The sequence below is a fragment of the Myxococcus xanthus genome, assembly GCF_013116825.1.
Taxonomy (GTDB): domain Bacteria; phylum Myxococcota; class Myxococcia; order Myxococcales; family Myxococcaceae; genus Myxococcus; species Myxococcus xanthus_B.
This window is the reverse complement of the sequence record NZ_JABFNS010000025.1, coordinates 40,026-57,299: the sequence shown is the minus strand read 5'-3', so window position 1 is coordinate 57,299 and position 17,274 is coordinate 40,026. Positions and strand designations below refer to the sequence as shown.

The 17,274-nt window shown below is 66.6% G+C and carries 15 protein-coding genes and 1 pseudogene; 8 read left to right on the top strand and 8 right to left on the bottom strand.

Translation table 11 applies throughout. From position 1 onward, the window contains the following. Positions 1–28 precede the first annotated feature (28 nt). The gene (locus HNV26_RS09800) at positions 29–832 is read left to right on the top strand and encodes a polysaccharide deacetylase family protein (protein ID WP_171441888.1); all 804 of its coding nucleotides are present in this window, start codon (positions 29–31) and stop codon (positions 830–832) included. Between the two features lie 41 nt (positions 833–873). Here HNV26_RS09800 and HNV26_RS09795 read toward each other — a convergent pair whose 3' ends face one another. The 3 genes from HNV26_RS09795 to HNV26_RS09785 form a co-directional block, all read right to left on the bottom strand. Then, positions 874–1,212 carry a DUF3175 domain-containing protein gene (locus HNV26_RS09795; protein WP_171441889.1) on the bottom strand — a complete coding sequence of 113 codons (339 nt, stop codon included), beginning with the start codon at positions 1,210–1,212 and terminating at the stop codon, positions 874–876. 715 nt (positions 1,213–1,927) lie between these two features. Continuing rightward, on the bottom strand, positions 1,928–2,848 hold the full coding sequence (locus tag HNV26_RS09790; RefSeq protein ID WP_171441890.1) for a hypothetical protein: 921 nt from the start codon (positions 2,846–2,848) through the stop codon (positions 1,928–1,930). Between the two features lie 151 nt (positions 2,849–2,999). After that, on the bottom strand, positions 3,000–3,365 hold the full coding sequence (locus HNV26_RS09785; RefSeq protein ID WP_171441891.1) for a hypothetical protein: 366 nt from the start codon (positions 3,363–3,365) through the stop codon (positions 3,000–3,002). Between HNV26_RS09785 and HNV26_RS09780 the strand changes: the two genes are divergently transcribed. Continuing rightward, entirely contained in the window at positions 3,346–3,915 is a 570-nt protein-coding gene (locus HNV26_RS09780; RefSeq protein WP_171441892.1) for an RNA polymerase sigma factor, read from the top strand. The genes HNV26_RS09785 and HNV26_RS09780 overlap by 20 nt on opposite strands. Before the next feature lie 56 nt (positions 3,916–3,971). Continuing rightward, positions 3,972–4,901, top strand: a complete 930-nt coding sequence (locus HNV26_RS09775; RefSeq protein ID WP_171441893.1) for a cation diffusion facilitator family transporter — start codon at positions 3,972–3,974, stop codon at positions 4,899–4,901. A gap of 1,106 nt (positions 4,902–6,007) precedes the next feature. Here the strand turns inward: HNV26_RS09775 and pdxR are convergent. After that, positions 6,008–7,471 carry a MocR-like pyridoxine biosynthesis transcription factor PdxR gene (gene pdxR, locus HNV26_RS09770; protein ID WP_171441894.1) on the bottom strand — a complete coding sequence of 488 codons (1,464 nt, stop codon included), beginning with the start codon at positions 7,469–7,471 and terminating at the stop codon, positions 6,008–6,010. Here pdxR and HNV26_RS09765 point away from each other — a divergent pair. Beyond that, a complete protein-coding gene (locus tag HNV26_RS09765) occupies positions 7,470–8,315 on the top strand; it encodes a YggS family pyridoxal phosphate-dependent enzyme (RefSeq protein ID WP_216612005.1) in 846 nt (281 codons plus the stop codon). The two genes, pdxR and HNV26_RS09765, sit on opposite strands and share 2 nt — an antisense overlap. Before the next feature lie 77 nt (positions 8,316–8,392). Here the strand turns inward: HNV26_RS09765 and HNV26_RS09760 are convergent, their stop codons facing one another. Continuing rightward, positions 8,393–8,851, bottom strand: coding sequence for a GNAT family N-acetyltransferase (locus HNV26_RS09760; RefSeq protein WP_366816823.1), 459 nt, complete (start codon positions 8,849–8,851; stop codon positions 8,393–8,395). A 491-nt stretch (positions 8,852–9,342) separates the two neighbouring features. Between HNV26_RS09760 and HNV26_RS09755 the strand changes: the two genes are divergently transcribed. Beyond that, positions 9,343–11,970: a galactose oxidase-like domain-containing protein gene (locus HNV26_RS09755; protein WP_366816822.1), complete on the top strand. Its 2,628-nt coding sequence runs from the start codon at positions 9,343–9,345 to the stop codon at positions 11,968–11,970. Between the two features lie 35 nt (positions 11,971–12,005). Here the strand turns inward: HNV26_RS09755 and HNV26_RS09750 are convergent, their stop codons facing one another. Beyond that, a complete protein-coding gene (locus HNV26_RS09750; RefSeq protein WP_171441895.1) occupies positions 12,006–12,191 on the bottom strand; it encodes a hypothetical protein in 186 nt (61 codons plus the stop codon). 35 nt (positions 12,192–12,226) lie between these two features. Here HNV26_RS09750 and HNV26_RS09745 point away from each other — a divergent pair, with 35 nt between their 5' ends. Together HNV26_RS09745 and HNV26_RS09740 are read left to right on the top strand one after the other, a co-directional pair. After that, on the top strand, positions 12,227–12,535 hold the full coding sequence (locus HNV26_RS09745; RefSeq protein ID WP_171441873.1) for a hypothetical protein: 309 nt from the start codon (positions 12,227–12,229) through the stop codon (positions 12,533–12,535). 160 nt (positions 12,536–12,695) lie between these two features. Further along, a complete protein-coding gene (locus HNV26_RS09740; protein WP_216611994.1) occupies positions 12,696–13,940 on the top strand; it encodes an MFS transporter in 1,245 nt (414 codons plus the stop codon). A 32-nt stretch (positions 13,941–13,972) separates the two neighbouring features. Here the strand turns inward: HNV26_RS09740 and HNV26_RS09735 are convergent, their stop codons facing one another. Continuing rightward, on the bottom strand, positions 13,973–15,037 hold the full coding sequence (locus HNV26_RS09735; protein ID WP_216611992.1) for a ferritin-like domain-containing protein: 1,065 nt from the start codon (positions 15,035–15,037) through the stop codon (positions 13,973–13,975). Positions 15,038–15,494: 457 nt separating this feature from the next. On the opposite strand from HNV26_RS09735, the pseudogene HNV26_RS09730 reads away from it, so the two are divergent. Continuing rightward, positions 15,495–16,139, top strand: a pseudogene (locus HNV26_RS09730) (hypothetical protein); the annotation flags it as partial. Positions 16,140–16,236: 97 nt separating this feature from the next. On the opposite strand, the gene HNV26_RS09725 reads toward HNV26_RS09730, so the two are convergent. Next, a complete protein-coding gene (locus HNV26_RS09725; protein ID WP_171441897.1) occupies positions 16,237–17,205 on the bottom strand; it encodes a hypothetical protein in 969 nt (322 codons plus the stop codon). Positions 17,206–17,274 lie beyond the last annotated feature (69 nt).

The following is a 17,274-nucleotide window of genomic DNA, read 5'->3' as shown; positions in this document are numbered from 1 at the left end:
CCTGACCCAAGAGCGGAATCCGGGCAGAATGGCGCGCATGCACATGAGCGCCCTGTTGATGGTGGCACTGCTCGCGGCTCCTACCCAGCCGCTCACGTGGAAGGTGACCGGAGCGGACGTCACGTTCGAGATGTCCGCGAAGGACCTACGCGCCCGGCGCGAGGGCAAGGAGGTGTTCGGCCTGCAGTCACGGCAGGCAGACTTCCTCTCCAACTTCAAGGCCGAGGAGGGCACCGACACGTTCGGCTGGGAGGGCTCCCAATCCATGAAGGTGTTGTCGGTGGTGGGCCCCTGGGTGAGCTACGAGCTTTCGGATTCGGGCTTCACCGGGGGCGCGCACCCGTACGCGAGTACGTCCTACGTCACCGAGGACGTGACGAAGCCCAAGGGCGCATTCTCGCTGCTGAGCGTGTTCCCCGAGAAAGACGTGGTCGCGGCGCTCAAGGCGGACCGCTTCATCCGCAAGCACATCCATGATGAGGCGGCGTTCAAGAACGCCAGGACGGTGGAGGCGCTGATGCAAAGCCTGGAGCCCGGCGAGGACTGCGTGGGCTTCGACTCCGGTGGGCTCGAGTCCGTGAAGCGCTCGGTCGCGTTCCACCACATCGAGGGCAACAAGGTCGCCGTGCGCATCTCGTTCGGCTACGCCGCCGAGGCGTGCAGGGGGCGCAGCTTCGTGGTGGGCGTGCTGTTGACCATCCCCGCGGAACTGAGGCCAGCGCTCAAGCGCGCGGCCCAGCGGGAAGAGGGCTTCCTGATGAAGGATGCAAAGGCGGTGAAGGCCCCTTCCGTGCACTTCACGTGGGAGTCGCCCGAACCGAAGCAGGAGTGAGTCACCACCTCCTCGGTCTTGAAATAGGACAGGGCATCGCATCAGGCAGGTGGTGTGCCCTTCGTCGGACGGCCGTAGAGTCTCCGGAGCTCATCCTTGGCTTGCTCGACGGCGTGCCGCCTTTCCGGCGTCAGGCCACGGCCCGCTCGGTTTTCGAAGAACGAGAGCATCGACATGGCGGACTGGAAGGGTGAAGCCTTCCGTCGGCGGCTTTGTTCCGCCGAGCGTTTCAGTGAGCGGGCCATGTCTTTCGGGTCCCGCGTGAAGACTCCCTCTTCGAGGTCGAGCGCGTTGCTTCGCTCCGTCACGCCGCGGGACCATCGGCGTTCCTGCTGGTGATGCGCTGGCCTCGGGGCGCGCTGAGACGGCGGAGTGGACATCCCGGGCCTTGCCGGTGACTTCGAACCGCGGCCCGTGACCTCCGCCTGGGTCGGCCGTGCCCGCCGGGATGTTCCCTTGCATGTGCTCACGTCCAAGGACTCCGGAATGCGGTATTGCTTCGGAGCACACGGGATGCTCGGCCCGTGGCATCCAAGCAGACGATGCGAAGTGAGTTGGCTGGCACGCCGGGCCCTGGACGTTGCGTCTCTCGTCCCGGCACCAGCAAGACACACCCCGTCTGTCGTGATGCTGTTCATGACATGAGACGTCGCCAGGCTCGAAGTTGCGCGCGGCGCTGGAGCGGCCGACTCACGAGGGCCTTCGGAAGCGGCTGCCTGACTTGTCGGCCCGCTCGCGCAATGCGGTTCACGCTCCTGGCCGCTGCCTAGAGCCCCCTCCCCTCCTCGCAAGGCGAGGTGGAGCGACAAACCCGGGGAGACTCAGGGGCACGTGTTCGTGTCGACCGACGTTCCGCGCTACCGGCTCACTGCGCGGACAACGTGACGGTGAAGATGCACGACTTCGTCGAAGAAAAGGTCGACTCCTACGAAATCACCGATGGCTTGCGACAGCATGAGAGGTGGTTTTCTTTGTCACTTCTCTGCCGAGCACATATCGCGAATCGCTCGCTGCACCGTCGGCCGGACGCGTCGCGCTCGCGATCGGCAGGGACGAGCAGCCCTGCGACCGCGAGCGCGCGTAGCGCCAGGGCGCTTACAGGGTCGGCGGCACGATCTCGCGTGCCGAGGGGTAGGCGAAGTCGACCCGCCGCCAGCCGTCCACGCGGAACGTCGTCTCCAAGCCGGCCCAGGTGGCCGCCCGATCGTAGTGGCCAGTGCTCTCGCCGTCGCGGTCGTGCCATTCGGTGAAGAGGCGGAACTCGTTACGCGGCTTTCCGGAGGCGTCGAAGGGATTGGTGTCGAGGAACAGCAGGTTCCGGGTGCCGCCCTCAACCAGATACGAGACCACCTTCACGCCGAGCCAGCGACCTTCCTGCAGCTGGTAGTCAAAGTAGGGCGTGAGCGAGAGGTGGTCGTAGGTCGGGTGGTCGAGCTCGCGGTAGGCCTGGGGCGAGGCGCCGCCGAACGGGACATCCATGCCGACGCAGCTCGAGCGCGCCACCTCGGGCTTCGTGTGCTGGCCGCCGCGCATCTTCCAGGACATGGAGTGGTGCGTGCCGTTGTCCTCGTGGACGCGCACGTAGATGGTGGCCTCGAAGTTCAGGAGATCGTCGGGGCTGCCGATGAAGCCGTTCTCGATGGCGCCGTCACGCCAGGTGAAGGACTGCTCGCCGCCGCCGGGACGGAGGTGGAGCCGCACCGTCTTTCCGGCGGGCTTGCCGCTCGCGTACGTGACGCGGTGGCCGGTGGTCGACCAGTAGCGGACGCCGGATTCGAGGCCGGGCGTGGCCTCGTCGCCTTTCATGTTGAAGTATGGCTCGGAGTCGGAGGGGTCGCCGTCGCCGAGGTAGAAACTGCTGCCCGAGGGCTCGGAGGGGTACAGCATCCCCACTCCGTCCGGACCGACCTCCGCCACGGGAGCGGGAGGTGTGGCCGGGGCGGCGAGCGCCGGAGCGGCGGTGCCAATGACAAGCGCGGAGATGAACGAAGCTCTGAAGAAGTTTGGGATCGTCATGGGCGGCAAAAACCGAGTGCGGTGACGAGATCATCCCGAACGGGGGGCGGCGAAGCGTCCGGGTAGGTGAGCACGCGGCTCTATGCGCGGAGCCCGTTCGACTGGCCTCCCGGGAGCGTGCGTGCCCCGTACAGCCGACGAGCCGCGCTTCTCACTCAGGGAAGTCCATCAGCCGCGGCGGCGCGCTCAGCGGAACGCTGCTCCTGGACGAGAGGAGCACGGAGCTCTCGAGGTCGTCGCGCGCACCCGGCGACGAGAACTCCTCGCCGCTCTTCGACACCGGTGTCGGGACGCTGCTCTTCAGCGCGGATGTCGGCGGGACGGGATTGGTCGCGGACCTCTCTCCGTTGGGGGGCTCCAACCCACAGGCCTTCACCCAGGTGGGCAGCACCCTCTTCTTCCGGGCCCGCTCTGACACGCGAGGCGACGCGCTGTGGGCCAGGCCCGTCACCGTGGCCTGTCCCACGCAGGAAGTCCACGCCCGCTGATGCACCGCGATGTGCGAGGCTGGGGCCATGTCCCCGGAGGTCCTCGCGCTCCTGCTCCAGAACCGCCAGCGCTTCCTCGCATTCCTGACACCCCACGTCGGGAGCGTCGAGGCGGCGGAGGAAGTACTCCAGGCCGCGCTGCTCAAGAGCGTGGAGCGCGGGAGCACCCTGCGTGAGGAGGAGCGGGCGGTGGCCTGGTTCTACCGCCTGCTTCGCAACGCGCTCATCGACCGCTACCGGCACGAGCAGCGCCAGGGGCGCGCCCTGCGGGCCTTCGCCGAGGAGAGCCCCCTGTCCACCGAGGACGCGGCCGAACTGGAGCGGACCGTCTGTGCCTGTGTCTCCACGCTCACCACCACCCTGAAGCCGGAGTACGCCGACGCGCTCCAGCGGGTGGACCTGGACGGGCAGACCCTGGCGGAGTTCGCGGAGGCGGCCGGCATCACCCGCACCAACGCGAAGGTGCGCCTCCACCGGGCCCGGCAGGCGCTGGGCCGGAGGCTGGAACAGGCGTGCGGAACCACTTGCTGCCGAAAGGGCTGCGTGGACTGCCCCTGCGAGGAGCCGGGTGGACTGTAACCGGGGGCCCAGGCGCGTCGTCAGGAGGACGAACTGGAACGAAGGAGCCGTTCTCCATGGCGGGACACTCGCACTCCCACTCGCACTCTCACGGGCACGCGCACGCCGCGCCCGACTCGCACAGCCGTGCCTTCATGCTCGGCATCGGTCTCAACCTGGCCTTCGTCGGCGTCGAAGCCACGTATGGCATCCTGTCCGGCTCGCTCGCCCTGCTGGCGGATGCGGGGCATAACCTGAGTGACGTGCTGGGGCTCGTCCTCGCCTGGGGGGCAAGCGTCCTGGGCCGGCGCAAGGCGACGGAGCGCCATACCTACGGCTTCCGGAGCGCCACCATCCTGGCCGCGCTGCTCAACGCCTTGCTGCTGCTGGTCGCGGTGGGCGGCATGGGCTGGGAGGCGGTGCGGCGGCTGGGACAGCCCGCCACCGTGTCCAGCATCACCATCATGTCGGTGGCGGGCATGGGCATCGTCGTCAACGCGGCCACGGCGCTGCTCTTCTGGAAGGGCCGCGAGCGCGACCTCAACATCCGAGGCGCCTTCCTCCACCTGGCCGCTGACGCGGCTGTGTCGCTGGGCGTCGTCCTGGCGGGTCTCCTCATCTACTACACGGGTTGGGCGTGGCTGGACCCGGTGGTGACGCTGGCCATCGCGGGCCTCATCTTCCTGGGGACGTGGGGGCTGCTCAAGGACTCCGTCAACCTCGCGCTCCAGGCGGTGCCGGGACACATCGACGTGCGACAGGTGCGCGAGCGGCTCGCGCAGACGCCAGGGGTGTCCGAGGTCCATGACCTGCACGTCTGGGCCATGAGCACCACCGAGGCCGCGCTCACCGCGCACCTCGTCATGCGGGAGCCGCGGCTGGATGACGCCTTCCTCGGCGACGTGAAGCGGCGGCTCCATGACGAGTTCGGCATCGAGCACATCACGCTCCAGGTGGAGGAGGGGGCGCTCACGGGTTGCTGCCAGCTCGCGTTCGAGCCCGCCTGACGCGGCAGCCCGGAGCCGGCCGCGCTGCCCACGGGCGTGAAGCCCCGGCCTCTGCTTGGAGCGGAGGCCGGGGGACAGCGCTCTGCCCCCGCTCCAGGCCAGGAGCCGGTATGCGGCCCCCGGCAGCCCTGCTACCTGGGGAACACCTGCGTCAGCGGCACGTGCGTCTCCAACGTCGCGCTGCACGAGCAGCGTCAACGCCAGCAGGAGAGCAGCGAGGAAGCAGGTGGCAGCGGTTCACCGCCCCCCTGGCCGACGCACGCCGGAGAAAGGTGAGGCGGCCATCTGGCGCGAGGTGCACTGGGGAAAGGAGGCACAGCGACAGGAAGAGCTCCGCCGCCAGCAACGCGAGGATGCGCGCCGCGAGGAAGCACGACAGGAAGAGCGGCGCCGCCAGCAGCGCGAGGACGCACGACGAGATGAGGCCCGGCGGGAAGCGATGCGCAGAGGCTGGTAAGAACAACTACCCCGGGGCCTGCTCATCACAGCCAGGTCTCTTCACGATTGCGGCAAGGAGCAGTTCTCTCCAAGAGCGTTCGTCCTTGGCCGTGCTCACCACGCCTGCTCGCTCATGAATGCCTGCCCGTCATGACGTCCGAGCTGTCTCGTCATCTCGAGCGTTGTCGTTCAGCATCAAGCTGAGACGCCCCCTCGAACTTGCAAGTACCTGGACGTGGCTCAAGTCGGCGGGAGCACAACTGGATGGGCATCAAAGCGAGCGAACTGAGCGCGAAAGTCGCTGATTTTCATGAGTGCCATGGCTCGTCGGTATCAATCACGCGGGCCGGTGCGTCGCCTTCCACCAATATCCTCCGGCGCATAAGAGGAATAGGGACCCAGCAGAGGGTGACGGGCAGGAGCAGAGTGGACGATGAGGGCAGTTGACGGGGGCTGGCCCTCGCTCCCGCCCCCTGCCTCCACACCTCACGCAGGCGCATACGTCGAAGTCCAAGGTCCTCCCCTGCTGTTCTGCCCATTCCACACGCGTCGTCCGCTCCCTCATCGGGTCCTTCCTGGCCGCTGCCTGGGGTGCCCCCGCCTCTCCTGCTTGGGGAGCCGCCTCGGGGGCAAAGCCGCCCGGGAGGCAGGTGGGGGACAGCAGGCGGTCAGCGTGGAATACAACGGGCGAGCGTGTCGCAGATTCGCGTGAGCTCGTCCGGCGTGTGCGAGGCGAACCCGAGCCGAACGGCGTCCAGGCGCCCCTTGGGAAGATAGCTGGAGCCTGGAGCCATCAGCAGGTGCTCCTCACGCGCCCTTGCCACCAACGAGTCGATGCTCCCCTTGCGCAGGGTCAGCCACAGCGCCAACCCACCCGCCGGCACGGAGTAGTCGAAGCACTCGTCGAGCGCAGGCGTCGCGCGGAGCCGCGAGAGGAGGTGATCTCGGCGTGCTTTGTATTCTCGGCGGGCTCGCCTCGCGTGCCGCTGGAGCGTCCCGTCTTCGAAGAGCTCCGCGATGGCATGCTCGAGGACGACGTCACCTTGTCGTTCGAGCAGCTCACGCGTTTCCTTCAGCTTGCGAATGCACTCCTCCGACGCGACGAGGTAGCCAAGCCTCACGGTCGGCGCGAGCAACTTGGACAGCGACGCGATGTAGACGACGCGCCGCGATCCTCCGGTCGCGTGGAGCGGTAGCAGCGGCTCACCTTCGAAGTGATATTCGTAGTCGTAGTCGTCCTCGACGATGGTGAAGTCGAAGTGCTCGGCGAGCTGCAACAGCTTTATCCGCCGTTCCGGCGTCATGGAGACCGACGTCGGGTACTGATGATGCGGCGTCACGTAGACGGCCTTCAGCTTGCCCGACAGCCTCCGTGCCATCTTCTCGAGGACGTCGGTCCTCAAGCCCTCGCCGTCGATGGGGATGTACGAGACCTTGGCCCCCGCGAACTCGAACGCGCGCCACGCAGGTGCATAACCGGGCACCTCCACAGCGACCACGTCGCCACGTTCGAGCATCGCCAGCGCGTAGAGACCGAGCGCGCCCTGTGCTCCACGAGCGAGGAAGATCTCATCGATGGTCGTGGAGAGCCCGCGCGCCTGATTGACGAAGCTCGAAATCACTTCGCGGAGGCTCGGGTCTCCTGCTGCGTCGCCGTAGCCCGCCGCCGTTCGGCTGAGCGAGCGAAGCGCTCGCGCGTATGCGCGCGCCAACTCCGCCTGCGGTGCGAGCCGAGGGTCCGGCAACCCATCGGTGATCGACACGAGGGAGGTGTCCCGACGGGGCCTGACCGACTTGCGCTGCGTGGGCCACTCGACGTCAGCGATCGCCGAGCGCGGTAGGGAGGCGGCCACGCGCGTTCCAGAGGCGGGGCGCGTCTCGAGCCACCCCTGGGCGACGAGCTCGTCCACCGCTGCGACGACCACCTTCCGATTCACCCCGAGCTGGTCCGCGAGGGTTCGGCTGCCCGGTAGCATCGAGCCCGGAGGGAGCCTCCCGCGCTGGATCTCGCGGATGAGCGCTCGAGTGAGCTGCGTCTGCTGCGACACGGACGTGTCCCGCTCGAGGGTGAAGTCGAAGCGCCACGGCCGCCTGACTGGACCCTCATCATTCTTGATTCTGGAGCTGTCCATGGGACCAGTCTCTTGCCATTTACGAACGCGCGCAAGGACGCGCGCACTCCAGGAGGCAGCCATCAGCACCCCGGCATATTCACCTGCGTACAGCGTCGAGGACTTTCGGCGTAACCTGGCGACGGTTCGCGGGCGCATCGCCGCTGCGTGCGCGCGAATCGGTCGCGATCCGGCCGAGGTCCGTCTCCTGCCGGTCAGCAAGACCATGCCCGAGGCCCGCATCCGCATGGCCTACGCGGCTGGCTGCCGCGAACTCGGCGAGAACAAGGTCCAGGAGGCGTCGGGTAAGGCCGAGGCGATGGCAGATCTCACCGACCTGCGGTGGTCGGTGATTGGGCACCTCCAGACGAACAAAGCGAAGGTCGTCGCGCGCTTCGCCAGCGAGTTTCAAGCGCTGGACAGCGTTCGCGTCGCGGCGGCGCTCGATCGGCGCTTACAGGTGGAGGGGCGCGCGCTCGACGTGTTGGTGCAGGTCAACACGTCCGGTGAGGCCAGCAAGTTCGGCCTGCCGCCAGATGAGGTCGCCCGCTTCGTCCGCGAGCTGCCCGCCTTCTCCTCGCTGCGCGTCCGTGGGCTGATGACTCTCGCGCTGCTGTCGGCCGATCCGACGCGTGTGCGGCCGTGCTTCACGCTGCTTCGGGAGCTGCGCGCGCGGCTGCGTGAGGAGGCGCCGGCAGGCATCACGATGAACGAACTCTCAATGGGGATGTCCGGCGACTTCGAGTTGGCTGTCGAGGAGGGAGCGACCATCGTACGCGTGGGGCAGGCGATCTTCGGCCCCCGCGAGCTGCCCGACAGCCACTATTGGCCTGAGCCGAGCGCGACCTCAGACCACACGCCGTGACGACCGCCGAAGCCCCGCCTCATCCATGCCGAGGGCTTCAAACATCGCCGAGACACACTTCGACGGTCATCTGTCGTTCAAGCGAGCGACATCCGATATTCAATCACACCAGGCTTCTCTCCAATCCAATCATAGAGCCGTTGCGCCGTGAGATTGGCTTCTTGAGTATGCCAATAGAGACGCCCGCAGGCCTTTGCGCGAGCGCGCTGCTGTACGAACTCGATGAGCATCTTCCCGACATGGCGTCCCCGTGTCTCTGGATTGACGAAGAGGTCTTCGAGGTAGCAGAAGTCATTCTGCGCCCACGTCGAACGGTGGAAGAGATAGTTGACAAATCCAACGATCCGTTCGCCGTCCACAGCGACGGCCGAGTGCATCTGCTCGCGGTCGTCGAAGAATCGCTCCCAGGTCACCTGGGTCACTTCCTCCGGCAAAGTGATTTTGTAGAACTCCAGGTAGCTCTTCCAATACGGAAGCCATTGTTCAAAGTCGCCCCGCTCGACGGGGCGAATGACCATGTGATTCTTCTCGCTCACTCCAGTGCTCCTTGTCGTTGGCTGTCGTCAATTCCAAACGTGAAGGCACGCGATGCCGGGCATCGCCCTCATCGCCCGCCTGCGGGAATCGAACCTTCCACGGTGGGGGCTATTACCCTGTCGCAAGACCCGTGACATGCTCCAGAATTGAGAACTGGACGGGTCCAGATGGACTGGCGCTTCGATGACTCGCCTCCGGGGTGTTCTCACGCTGGAGCCCCCCTTGATGTCCTCGCGAGTGGGTGCGCGAGGTGACCGCTCCAGGCTCGTGTGAGGTCAAGTCCCGAACCTTGCCCCGACGAAGGCGCAGGGGCGCCGTCCACCCCGCGTCATTGTCCACGCACGTCGGAACGATGTGGCTCGCAAGGGCCGTGCCTACCGTTGCGCGACCTTTCGACCAACAAAGGGGCAGCCTGATGTTCCATCCGTGGCGTCTTGCCATTCTCGCTGCCTGGGCCTCGTTATCGGCCGCCCAGGCACAACCGGCCTCCGTGGGACAATGGACCCCCGTCCAGAAGTGGCCGTACTCCGCGGTCCACACCCACGTGCTCCCCACCGGGAAGGTGATGTTCTTCTCCGAGTTCGAGGACGGCGACACCCCCACGCTCTGGGACCCGCAGACCAACGTCCTCACCACACTGCCCAAGGCGGGCTTCAACATCTTCTGCGCGGGCCATGCCTTCATGCCGGATGGCCGGCTGTTCGTGGCCGGTGGCCACATCACGGATGACTCCGGCCTGCCCTACGCCGCCATCTTCGACCCCTTCAAGCTCACCTGGACGCGGCTGCCGAACATGAACGCAGGCCGCTGGTACCCCACCGTCACCACGCTCCCCAATGGGGACATGCTGGTGATTGGCGGCGCCAAGGAAGACAGGACCAAGAACCTGATTCCCCAAGTCTGGCAGACGTCGAAGAACTCCTGGCGCAACCTGACGGGCGCGAGCCTGGAGCTCATGTACTACCCGTGGATGTTCGTGACGAGCACGGGAAAGACGCTCATGGCGGGGTACTGGAAACCCGCGCGGTACCTCGACACGGCTGGCACCGGCGCCTGGACCACCGGGCCTCGCACCAACTACGCCCGCAGCCGCAACGCGGGCAGCGCGGTGATGTATGACGACGGCAAGGTGCTGATCACCGGTGGCGACAATCCCCCCACCAACAACGTGGAGATTCTCGACCTCAACGCCGCGAAGCCCGTCTGGCGCTCCGTGCCGCCCATGCGCTACGTGCGCCGCCAGCACAACAGCACCGTGCTCCCGGACGGCACGGTGCTCGTCACGGGCGGCCACAGCGGCCCCGGCACCGACAACCCCAAGTTCCCTCGCCTGGAGACGGAGCTGTGGAACCCCGTCACCGAGCAGTGGTCGCTGCTGGCGCCCGCGTCGGCCTACCGCGGCTATCACTCCACCACCGTGCTGTTGCCGGACGGACGCGTGCTGTCCGCGGGCAGCCGCTACGTCAAGACGATGCAGGTCTTCTCCCCGCCGTATCTCTTCAAAGGCCCGCGCCCCACCATCACCTCCGCGCCCGCGTCCATCGCCTATGGAGAGACCTTCCGCGTCAACACCCCCGAGGCGGCCAGCATCACCATGGCGTCCTGGGTTCGCCTGGGCTCCGTCACCCACGCCTTCGACGAGAACCAGCGCTTCATGAAGCTGCGCTTCACCGCCAGCGGCGGGGGCCTCAACGTCGTCGCGCCGCCCAACCCGAACGTGGCGCCGCCCGGCCACTACATGCTGTTCCTGCTCAACTCGAAGAAGGTGCCGTCGGTCGCGAAGATCATCCGCATCGGCGGAGGAACCACGACGCCACTCCCGACTGACCCTCCTCCCAACACCGGCTTCACCGCGGTGGCCTTCGGCTCCGAGTGGAAGTACGACGACCGCAACGTCGACCCGGGCCCCGCCTGGACGTCTTCTGGCTTCAGCGACGCGTCCTGGAAGAAGGGCCCGGCCCAGCTCGGCTATGGCGAGACGGACGAGGAGACGGTGATGACGAAGACGACGCCGGCGCAGCCCACCGTCTACTTCCGCCGCAAGTTCACCGTCCACGGCATGGTGGAGCAGGCCACGCTCCAGGTGATTCACGACGACGGCGTGGCGGTGTTCCTCAATGGCACCCAGGTGTTCTCCAAGCATGTCGGAGCTACCGCGCACTCGGCCTATGCCTCCGGCACAGCTTCCGACAACACCTTGAGCCAGACGACCATCTCCGGTGCCCGCTTCGTGATGGGAGAGAACACGCTGGCCGTCATGGTGAAGCAGGCGAACGCCACCTCCAGTGACCTGTCCTTCGACCTGGAGCTGAAGGTGATCACCGACGGCATGCAGCACGATGCCCTCTTCATGGAGAGCCCCAACGGCGGCGAGACGCTGCGCCCGGGCAACGTCCAGATGCTCCAGTGGATGACCCACGGCTCGGGTGTCGACAACGTGCGGGTGCAGTTCTCGCCCGACGACGGGGCCAACTGGACCCTGGTCGACCAGGGTGTCCCCAACATCGGCTTCTATGAGTGGACGGTGCCGAACATCGAGACGTCCAAGGGCGTGCTGCGAATCTCGGACGCCTCGCGTCCGGACATCGACGACCGCACGGACCTGCCCTTCACCATCTCCCGGACGCCCCGGTTCAAGGCCATCGCCTTCGGCGAGTACTGGAAGTTCGATGACAGCAACGTGAACCCGGGCATGCGGTGGACGTCGGTCAACTTCGACGACGACGCATGGCGCTCGGGCCCCGCGAAGCTCGGCTATGGGGACGGGGACGAGCACACCGTGCTCAACAAGACGACACCGCTCCAGCCGAGCGTCTACTTCCGCAAGAAGCTCACGCTCGGCGAGGCCATCCGCACCGCCAGCCTCCGCGTACTGCATGACGACGGCGTGGCCATCTGGGTGAACGGGACGCTCGTCTACTCGCGGTACGCCGACAACGGCCTCGGCCATGGCACCTTCGCCAGCCGCGTGTTGAAGAACGCCGTCATCAGCACGGCCAGCTTCGACGGCTCTGCCTTCGTCGTGGGGGAGAACATCATCGCGGTGATGGTGAAGCAGGCCAACGCGGAGTCGAGCGACGTGGCGTTCGACCTCGAACTGAACCTCGAAGCGAAGTAGCCGCCTCGCGGCCCCGGATGTGAATCAGAGCACCTTCACCGCTTTGACCATGTCCGGGGCCAGCTCCTCGTGGGGGAGGATGGAGAACCACACGGGAGGTGGCTCGCGTTGCCACCACCACTGCCCAGCGCGAGCACCGTCTCCAAGGGCTTCATCGCCGCGGCGCGCAGCAGCCGCGGATACTCGGCCGCCTCCTCGGCGTAGTCCGAGGGGGGCGACACCAGCGGCCACCAGCCCCGACAACCGCTCGCGAACCGTGAAGTCGGAGGACATCCACAACAGCACCTCGGACTCGACATTCTCCAGGGCCAGCACGGAGCTGTCGGGCGAAAACGCAGAGGCGAAGCCGCGCGGGAGCGACGCGCTCACCCAGCCCTGGAGCCCGAGGACTTCGACCGACGAGAAGCCAGTTCCATCCGCGCGGCCCAGCCACCGCCCATTGGGCGAGCACAAGTACACCTATGACCTGACGGGGGAGGACGCGCCCCTGCAGGTGCGCTTCGCGGACGGACCTGTCAACGACAACTCCGGGCTCGTGCGAATTCTCGTGCTGCCCGGAGCCTGATTCGCCCGCTCCAGGAATGGCGCGAAGCCGCCCGGACACCCCAAGGGCGCCTTCGCGGAGAATCAGGCGAGCGCCCTACGGAACCCGGGACCAGGTCGAAGTCGAGCCCCTGTCAATCCGCCCCACCCCGGCTCCCCGGCCAGCGATTACAGTGCGCGCCATGCACGCCTCCTGGAAGCGCAACACAGCCCTTTTCCTGGGCAGCCAGGCCCTCTCTTTACTCGGCTCCTCCCTGGTGCAGTACGCGCTCCTGTGGCAGGTGACGCTGCAGACACGCTCGAGCGTCATGATGACGCTCTACATCGTGGCCGGCTTCCTGCCCACGTTCCTCCTCTCACCTTTCGCGGGCGTCTGGGCCGACCGGTACGACCGCCGCAAGCTCATCGTCCTCGCCGACGCGCTGATTGCGCTGGTGACCCTGGCGCTGGCCGTGGTGTTCACCTTGCGCGGCACGGAACTGTGGCTCTTCTTCCTGGCCGCGGCGATCCGCTCCGTGGGGACGGCCGTTCAACAGCCGGCGGTGGGCGCGCTGCTGCCGCAGTTGGTGCCCGAGGACCAGTTGATGCGGGTCAACAGCATCCAGGGCACCCTCCACTCGGTCAACATGTTGGGGGCGCCCGCGCTCGCCGGCTTCCTCATGTCCGTGGCCCCCCTGCAGGTGCTCTTCTACATCGACGTGGTGACAGCGGCCCTGGCCATCGCCCTGGTGACGCTCTTCGTGCAGGTAGCGCCGCGCCCCCGCGCGCCGGAGCAGGAGGGGGCCTCACAGCTGACGGAGATCCGAGACGGCTTCCGCTACATCCGCGGCCACACGCACCTGGTGCCATTCTTCGGCTACCTGGGATTCACCATGGTCCTCATCACTCCGGCCGCATTCCTCACGCCGCTGCAGACGGCGCGCAGCTTCGGGGAAGAGGTGTGGAGGCTGACGGCCATCGAAATGGTCTTCTCGGTGGGCATGATGTTGGGGGGCGCCGCGCTCGCGGTGTGGGGCGGCTTCAACAGCCGCATGCGGACAATGGTCGCATCCAACCTCATCATGGGTGCGTGCACCGTGGCCCTCGGCGTGGTGCCGCACTTCGGAGTGTACCTGGCGGCCATGGGGATCTTCGGCGTGGCGCTGCCGCTCTACAACACGCCCGCCACGGTGATGCTTCAGGAGCGCGTGGAGCCGGCCTACCTGGGACGAGTCTTCAGCGTGATGACCATGCTCTCCACCGCGCTGATGCCGCTATCCATGCTGTTCTTCGGCCCCCTGGCAGAAGTGGTCTCCATCGAGCAGCTCCTGCAGGTCACTGGCGTGCTGGTGGTCGTCCTCGGACTCCTCACGCCGCTACACCGTCGGCTGATGTCCTTCGGTGAGCCCAAGAGCCCCCCAGTTCAATCCCGGGAACTGGCCAGCTGAGAGCGTGAGGGACACGGGACGTCGCACACCGGTCAGCCGCGCGGCGCGGCCTCCACGGACACCGCGTCGCACGAAGATGAAGCGGGCGCCCCCTGCAAGTCACTGGGGCGGTGCCGCATCGAGAGGTTCGACGGCGCCAGCAGCGCCTCCGCCCGGGCGCGCGTCCGCTCGATGCACACCGCCATCAGTCGCCCCAGTTCCACCTGGGGGAGGACGCCGTTTCGCGCGAGGAAGTCCTCGTCGACGCCCGGGATGCGAGGGAGCGCAGGCGTCTGCTGCGACTCCAGCCCCGAGAGGGCTTGGCGCAACGCGTCCTTCGCGCTCCGGCCGCCCCGACTCAGGGCGAAAGCGATGACATCCCAGGCCAGGTCCGCGTGCCGCCCCTCGTCCTCGGAGATGACCGACAAGGTCTCACGTACGACAGGGTCTGAGGCTCGCCTCGCGCCTTCGCCCGCGACCAGGGAGGCCATCCCCTCGGCCAGACATCCATCCAGCAGCGAACCGCGCACCAGCCGGGCCCAGGTATCTCCCGAATCCATCGGGGAAGGCTGCGTACTTCCCTGTCCAAGCTCCGGAATCGTTCCCGCCGTCCAGCCTACCCCCGAGTAGGCGCTGGCGAGCGCGAAGCACCGCCTGGCATGACGAATCTCATCCAGCGCCGCCAGGTGACAGTCCTCCAGAAGCTCCGAGGGCGCCCCCAGCGCGGACAGCTTGAGCGACAACTTCGAGAAGGCGGGAACGGACGCATGCTCCAGGCTCGCTGAGTACATCCATACCTCCCCGAGCACCGTTCGCTGCCAGGGCGTGAGTCCCGAAACATCCGGAACGGCGTCATCCGCCCAGCCCGCCCCCAGCGCCCGACGAGCCACGCGCGTTCGTCCACGCAGGCGAAGGACCCGCCCCTTCGAAAAGTTGGTGGAGCTGATCAGGTGGACGAGCCAAGCCAGGCCCCCCACCGTCACAGCGGTGCCGAGTGCCATGACGCCCCCGAGGACCCTCATGACCCGGGGCTGGTGCTTCTGGAGCATGAGGATGAGTCCCCCCACGAAAGCCCCCGCGAACAGGAGGACAACGAGAATCACAGACACTGCGGCCATGGCCAACCCTTTCGAGAGTCCGCGGCGACGTGCCCCCAGTCTCACGAGTGTCGTCGGCAATGCACCGAGAATGCCAGCGCCGTTGGCCCCACCGAGAAGCCTCGGGCATGCAATGGGTGGCGCGGTCACAGCACACCTGTGCACGCCGCTACACGGTGGACAAGGGCCGGTCGGGCGCATTCGGGGAGGGCGTCGTCGATCCCCCCCTCGCATGAGCCCTTCAGCAGCGCGCTGGAGTGAGCCGCATCAGGGACTGCTCGACTCACGTTCAACGCACACACGACACCACTCAACCGACGACGCACGGTCCTTTGCCTCGCCCCAATGAGGCTCGGCATACACCAGCTCGACGTCTTGGGTGCGCGTCCCGGTATGCGCCGCCAGATGGCGACACACAACGCACGTCCGGAGCCACTTCTCCTTCACGCCTTGCGATAGCAGCTGCCCAATCGGCAGGGTCAATCGCATCGAGGTGTCGATCGGCGCCTGGGGTGTTCCAGACTTCGAACGCAGGAGTCGACTGGTCAATGGCACCGCGCCCGGCTGCGGCACCACCATCGTCTGCGGGACCGGAAGCAACCGCATCCTGAACAGGAACTTCCAGGCGCTGAAGGTCGCCACCGGCGCCGACGCCGTGAACTTCGACGACGAAAGTGCCTACGACCTGGCCCCAACCACGACCTTCATCCAGATGCTCATCGGGATGGGCGACAAGATCACCTTCGCGCCGTACACGCAGCAGACGTTCTGGAGGCACCTCGGCAGCGCCGTCGATCGAATCTACCTGCAAGTGTACGCCGGCGGCGCCGGCAACATCCCGGCGAGTTGGAACACCGCCATGGGCATGACCGTCGCCCCCGAGTTGTGGTCCAGGAACGGCACCGGCTGCGCGTCGGGCGACAGCCCGGCCACGGTGCAGCCGCCCCAGACGTCGAGCAACGGCTCCACTTGGAGCACGCCCGTCACGGTGAGCAACAACACTGGCGACACTTCGACCCATGCGCTCACGGCGACGTCGGCGCGTTACATCCGGCTCAACGTGACGACGCCGACCCAGAACAGCGCCCCAGCGACGCGAATCTACGAGTTCGAAGTTCGCTGAACTGTCGGTAACGAAGCCGGCCCTCGACACCACGAGGGTCGGCTTTTTGCCTGTGCCTGCGCCAAGCAGGCATCGACGGGCCCCACCTACGCGGACATCAAGGGCTGAACGTACACAAGCCGCCGCTGCAGTTCCGCCTGAACGCATAAGTGAAGTGATATCCGTCGCCGACCGCGTCCGTGACGTCCCATCGATGGTTGCGGATGTAGTAATCGGTGCTGCCGCAGGCAACGAGTGGAGGACACGTCCAGTAGGTTCCGCTGTATTGGTGGAACGAAAACCACTCTCCGGCGGCAACGTTCCAGGCAGCTTTCACAGAAGACTCGTAGGACACCCAAAGCCCGACAGTCCCCCGATAGGGCGCGAGTTGGGTGAAGGATGTCTTGGCATCCGCGGCCGCCCAACCGTTGCCGGTCACATTGGACCAGCAGTCGAAGAAGTCCCCACCCTTGTAACAGACGCTGTCCCTCCAGAAGGGGCCGTCCGCGCTCGTCAGGGGTTGAGTCACGGACGAGAAACCGTCTCTCCCCTGCTCCCCAAGGTCCGGTGCGAATCCCCCTGATGACTCCAGATGGGGAGCCGCTTCATCCGGCACGATGACATGGGCATCATCAGGGACAGCACGGCGCGATTCGGCGCTGACCAACGCCGTGGGCGGCGTGGCGCCTTGCGTCAACTGGCGATAGAGCTCGACGGCGGAGTGCCTGGCAACATCGCCGTCACTCAAAACACGTCCATCCGCGACAGGGCCACGCTCCACGACGAGGATGCCGCCGGGCTGCAAATCGTAGAATTCGATGAAGTGCTCCCGCGACACCTCGACACGAGCAAGCAGCTGATTGAGCTCATCGAGCTTTGGCCGCAGTCGCCGCGAGGCCTCCACCGCGGCCGCTGGATCGGACTCATAGAGACGGTCGATGTGCTGGAACGACAGTCGCGCTGCATTCAGCGAGGACGGGCTGAGATCGATTGGCTCCTGGGCCTCCCCGAATCCGTCACCGCACCCTGCTGACATCAGGCCGGTCATCAGCAGAATCCCCAGCCGAAACGTGCACTTGCTCTTCATGATGTATCCTCCTTGACTCCGGTTTCCAAACGATGCGCCGCCAACGTTCCGCGCAAATCCTGACCTGAA

Excerpts from the sequence above, each read along its gene's own strand:
- HNV26_RS09790 (WP_171441890.1), bottom strand. The coding sequence starts at position 2,848 with ATGACGATCCCAAACTTCTTCAGAGCTTCGTTCATCTCCGCGCTTGTC.
- pdxR (WP_171441894.1), bottom strand. The coding sequence starts at position 7,471 with ATGGACAGCTCCAGAATCAAGAATGATGAGGGTCCAGTCAGGCGGCCG.
- HNV26_RS09735 (WP_216611992.1), bottom strand. The coding sequence starts at position 15,037 with ATGGCCGCAGTGTCTGTGATTCTCGTTGTCCTCCTGTTCGCGGGGGCT.
- HNV26_RS09800 (WP_171441888.1), top strand. The coding sequence starts at position 29 with ATGGCGCGCATGCACATGAGCGCCCTGTTGATGGTGGCACTGCTCGCG.
- HNV26_RS09780 (WP_171441892.1), top strand. The coding sequence starts at position 3,346 with ATGTGCGAGGCTGGGGCCATGTCCCCGGAGGTCCTCGCGCTCCTGCTC.
- HNV26_RS09765 (WP_216612005.1), top strand. The coding sequence starts at position 7,470 with ATGGGACCAGTCTCTTGCCATTTACGAACGCGCGCAAGGACGCGCGCA.
- HNV26_RS09785 (WP_171441891.1), bottom strand. The coding sequence starts at position 3,365 with ATGGCCCCAGCCTCGCACATCGCGGTGCATCAGCGGGCGTGGACTTCC.
- HNV26_RS09740 (WP_216611994.1), top strand. The coding sequence starts at position 12,696 with ATGCACGCCTCCTGGAAGCGCAACACAGCCCTTTTCCTGGGCAGCCAG.
- HNV26_RS09775 (WP_171441893.1), top strand. The coding sequence starts at position 3,972 with ATGGCGGGACACTCGCACTCCCACTCGCACTCTCACGGGCACGCGCAC.
- HNV26_RS09725 (WP_171441897.1), bottom strand. The coding sequence starts at position 17,205 with ATGAAGAGCAAGTGCACGTTTCGGCTGGGGATTCTGCTGATGACCGGC.
- HNV26_RS09795 (WP_171441889.1), bottom strand. The coding sequence starts at position 1,212 with ATGTCCACTCCGCCGTCTCAGCGCGCCCCGAGGCCAGCGCATCACCAG.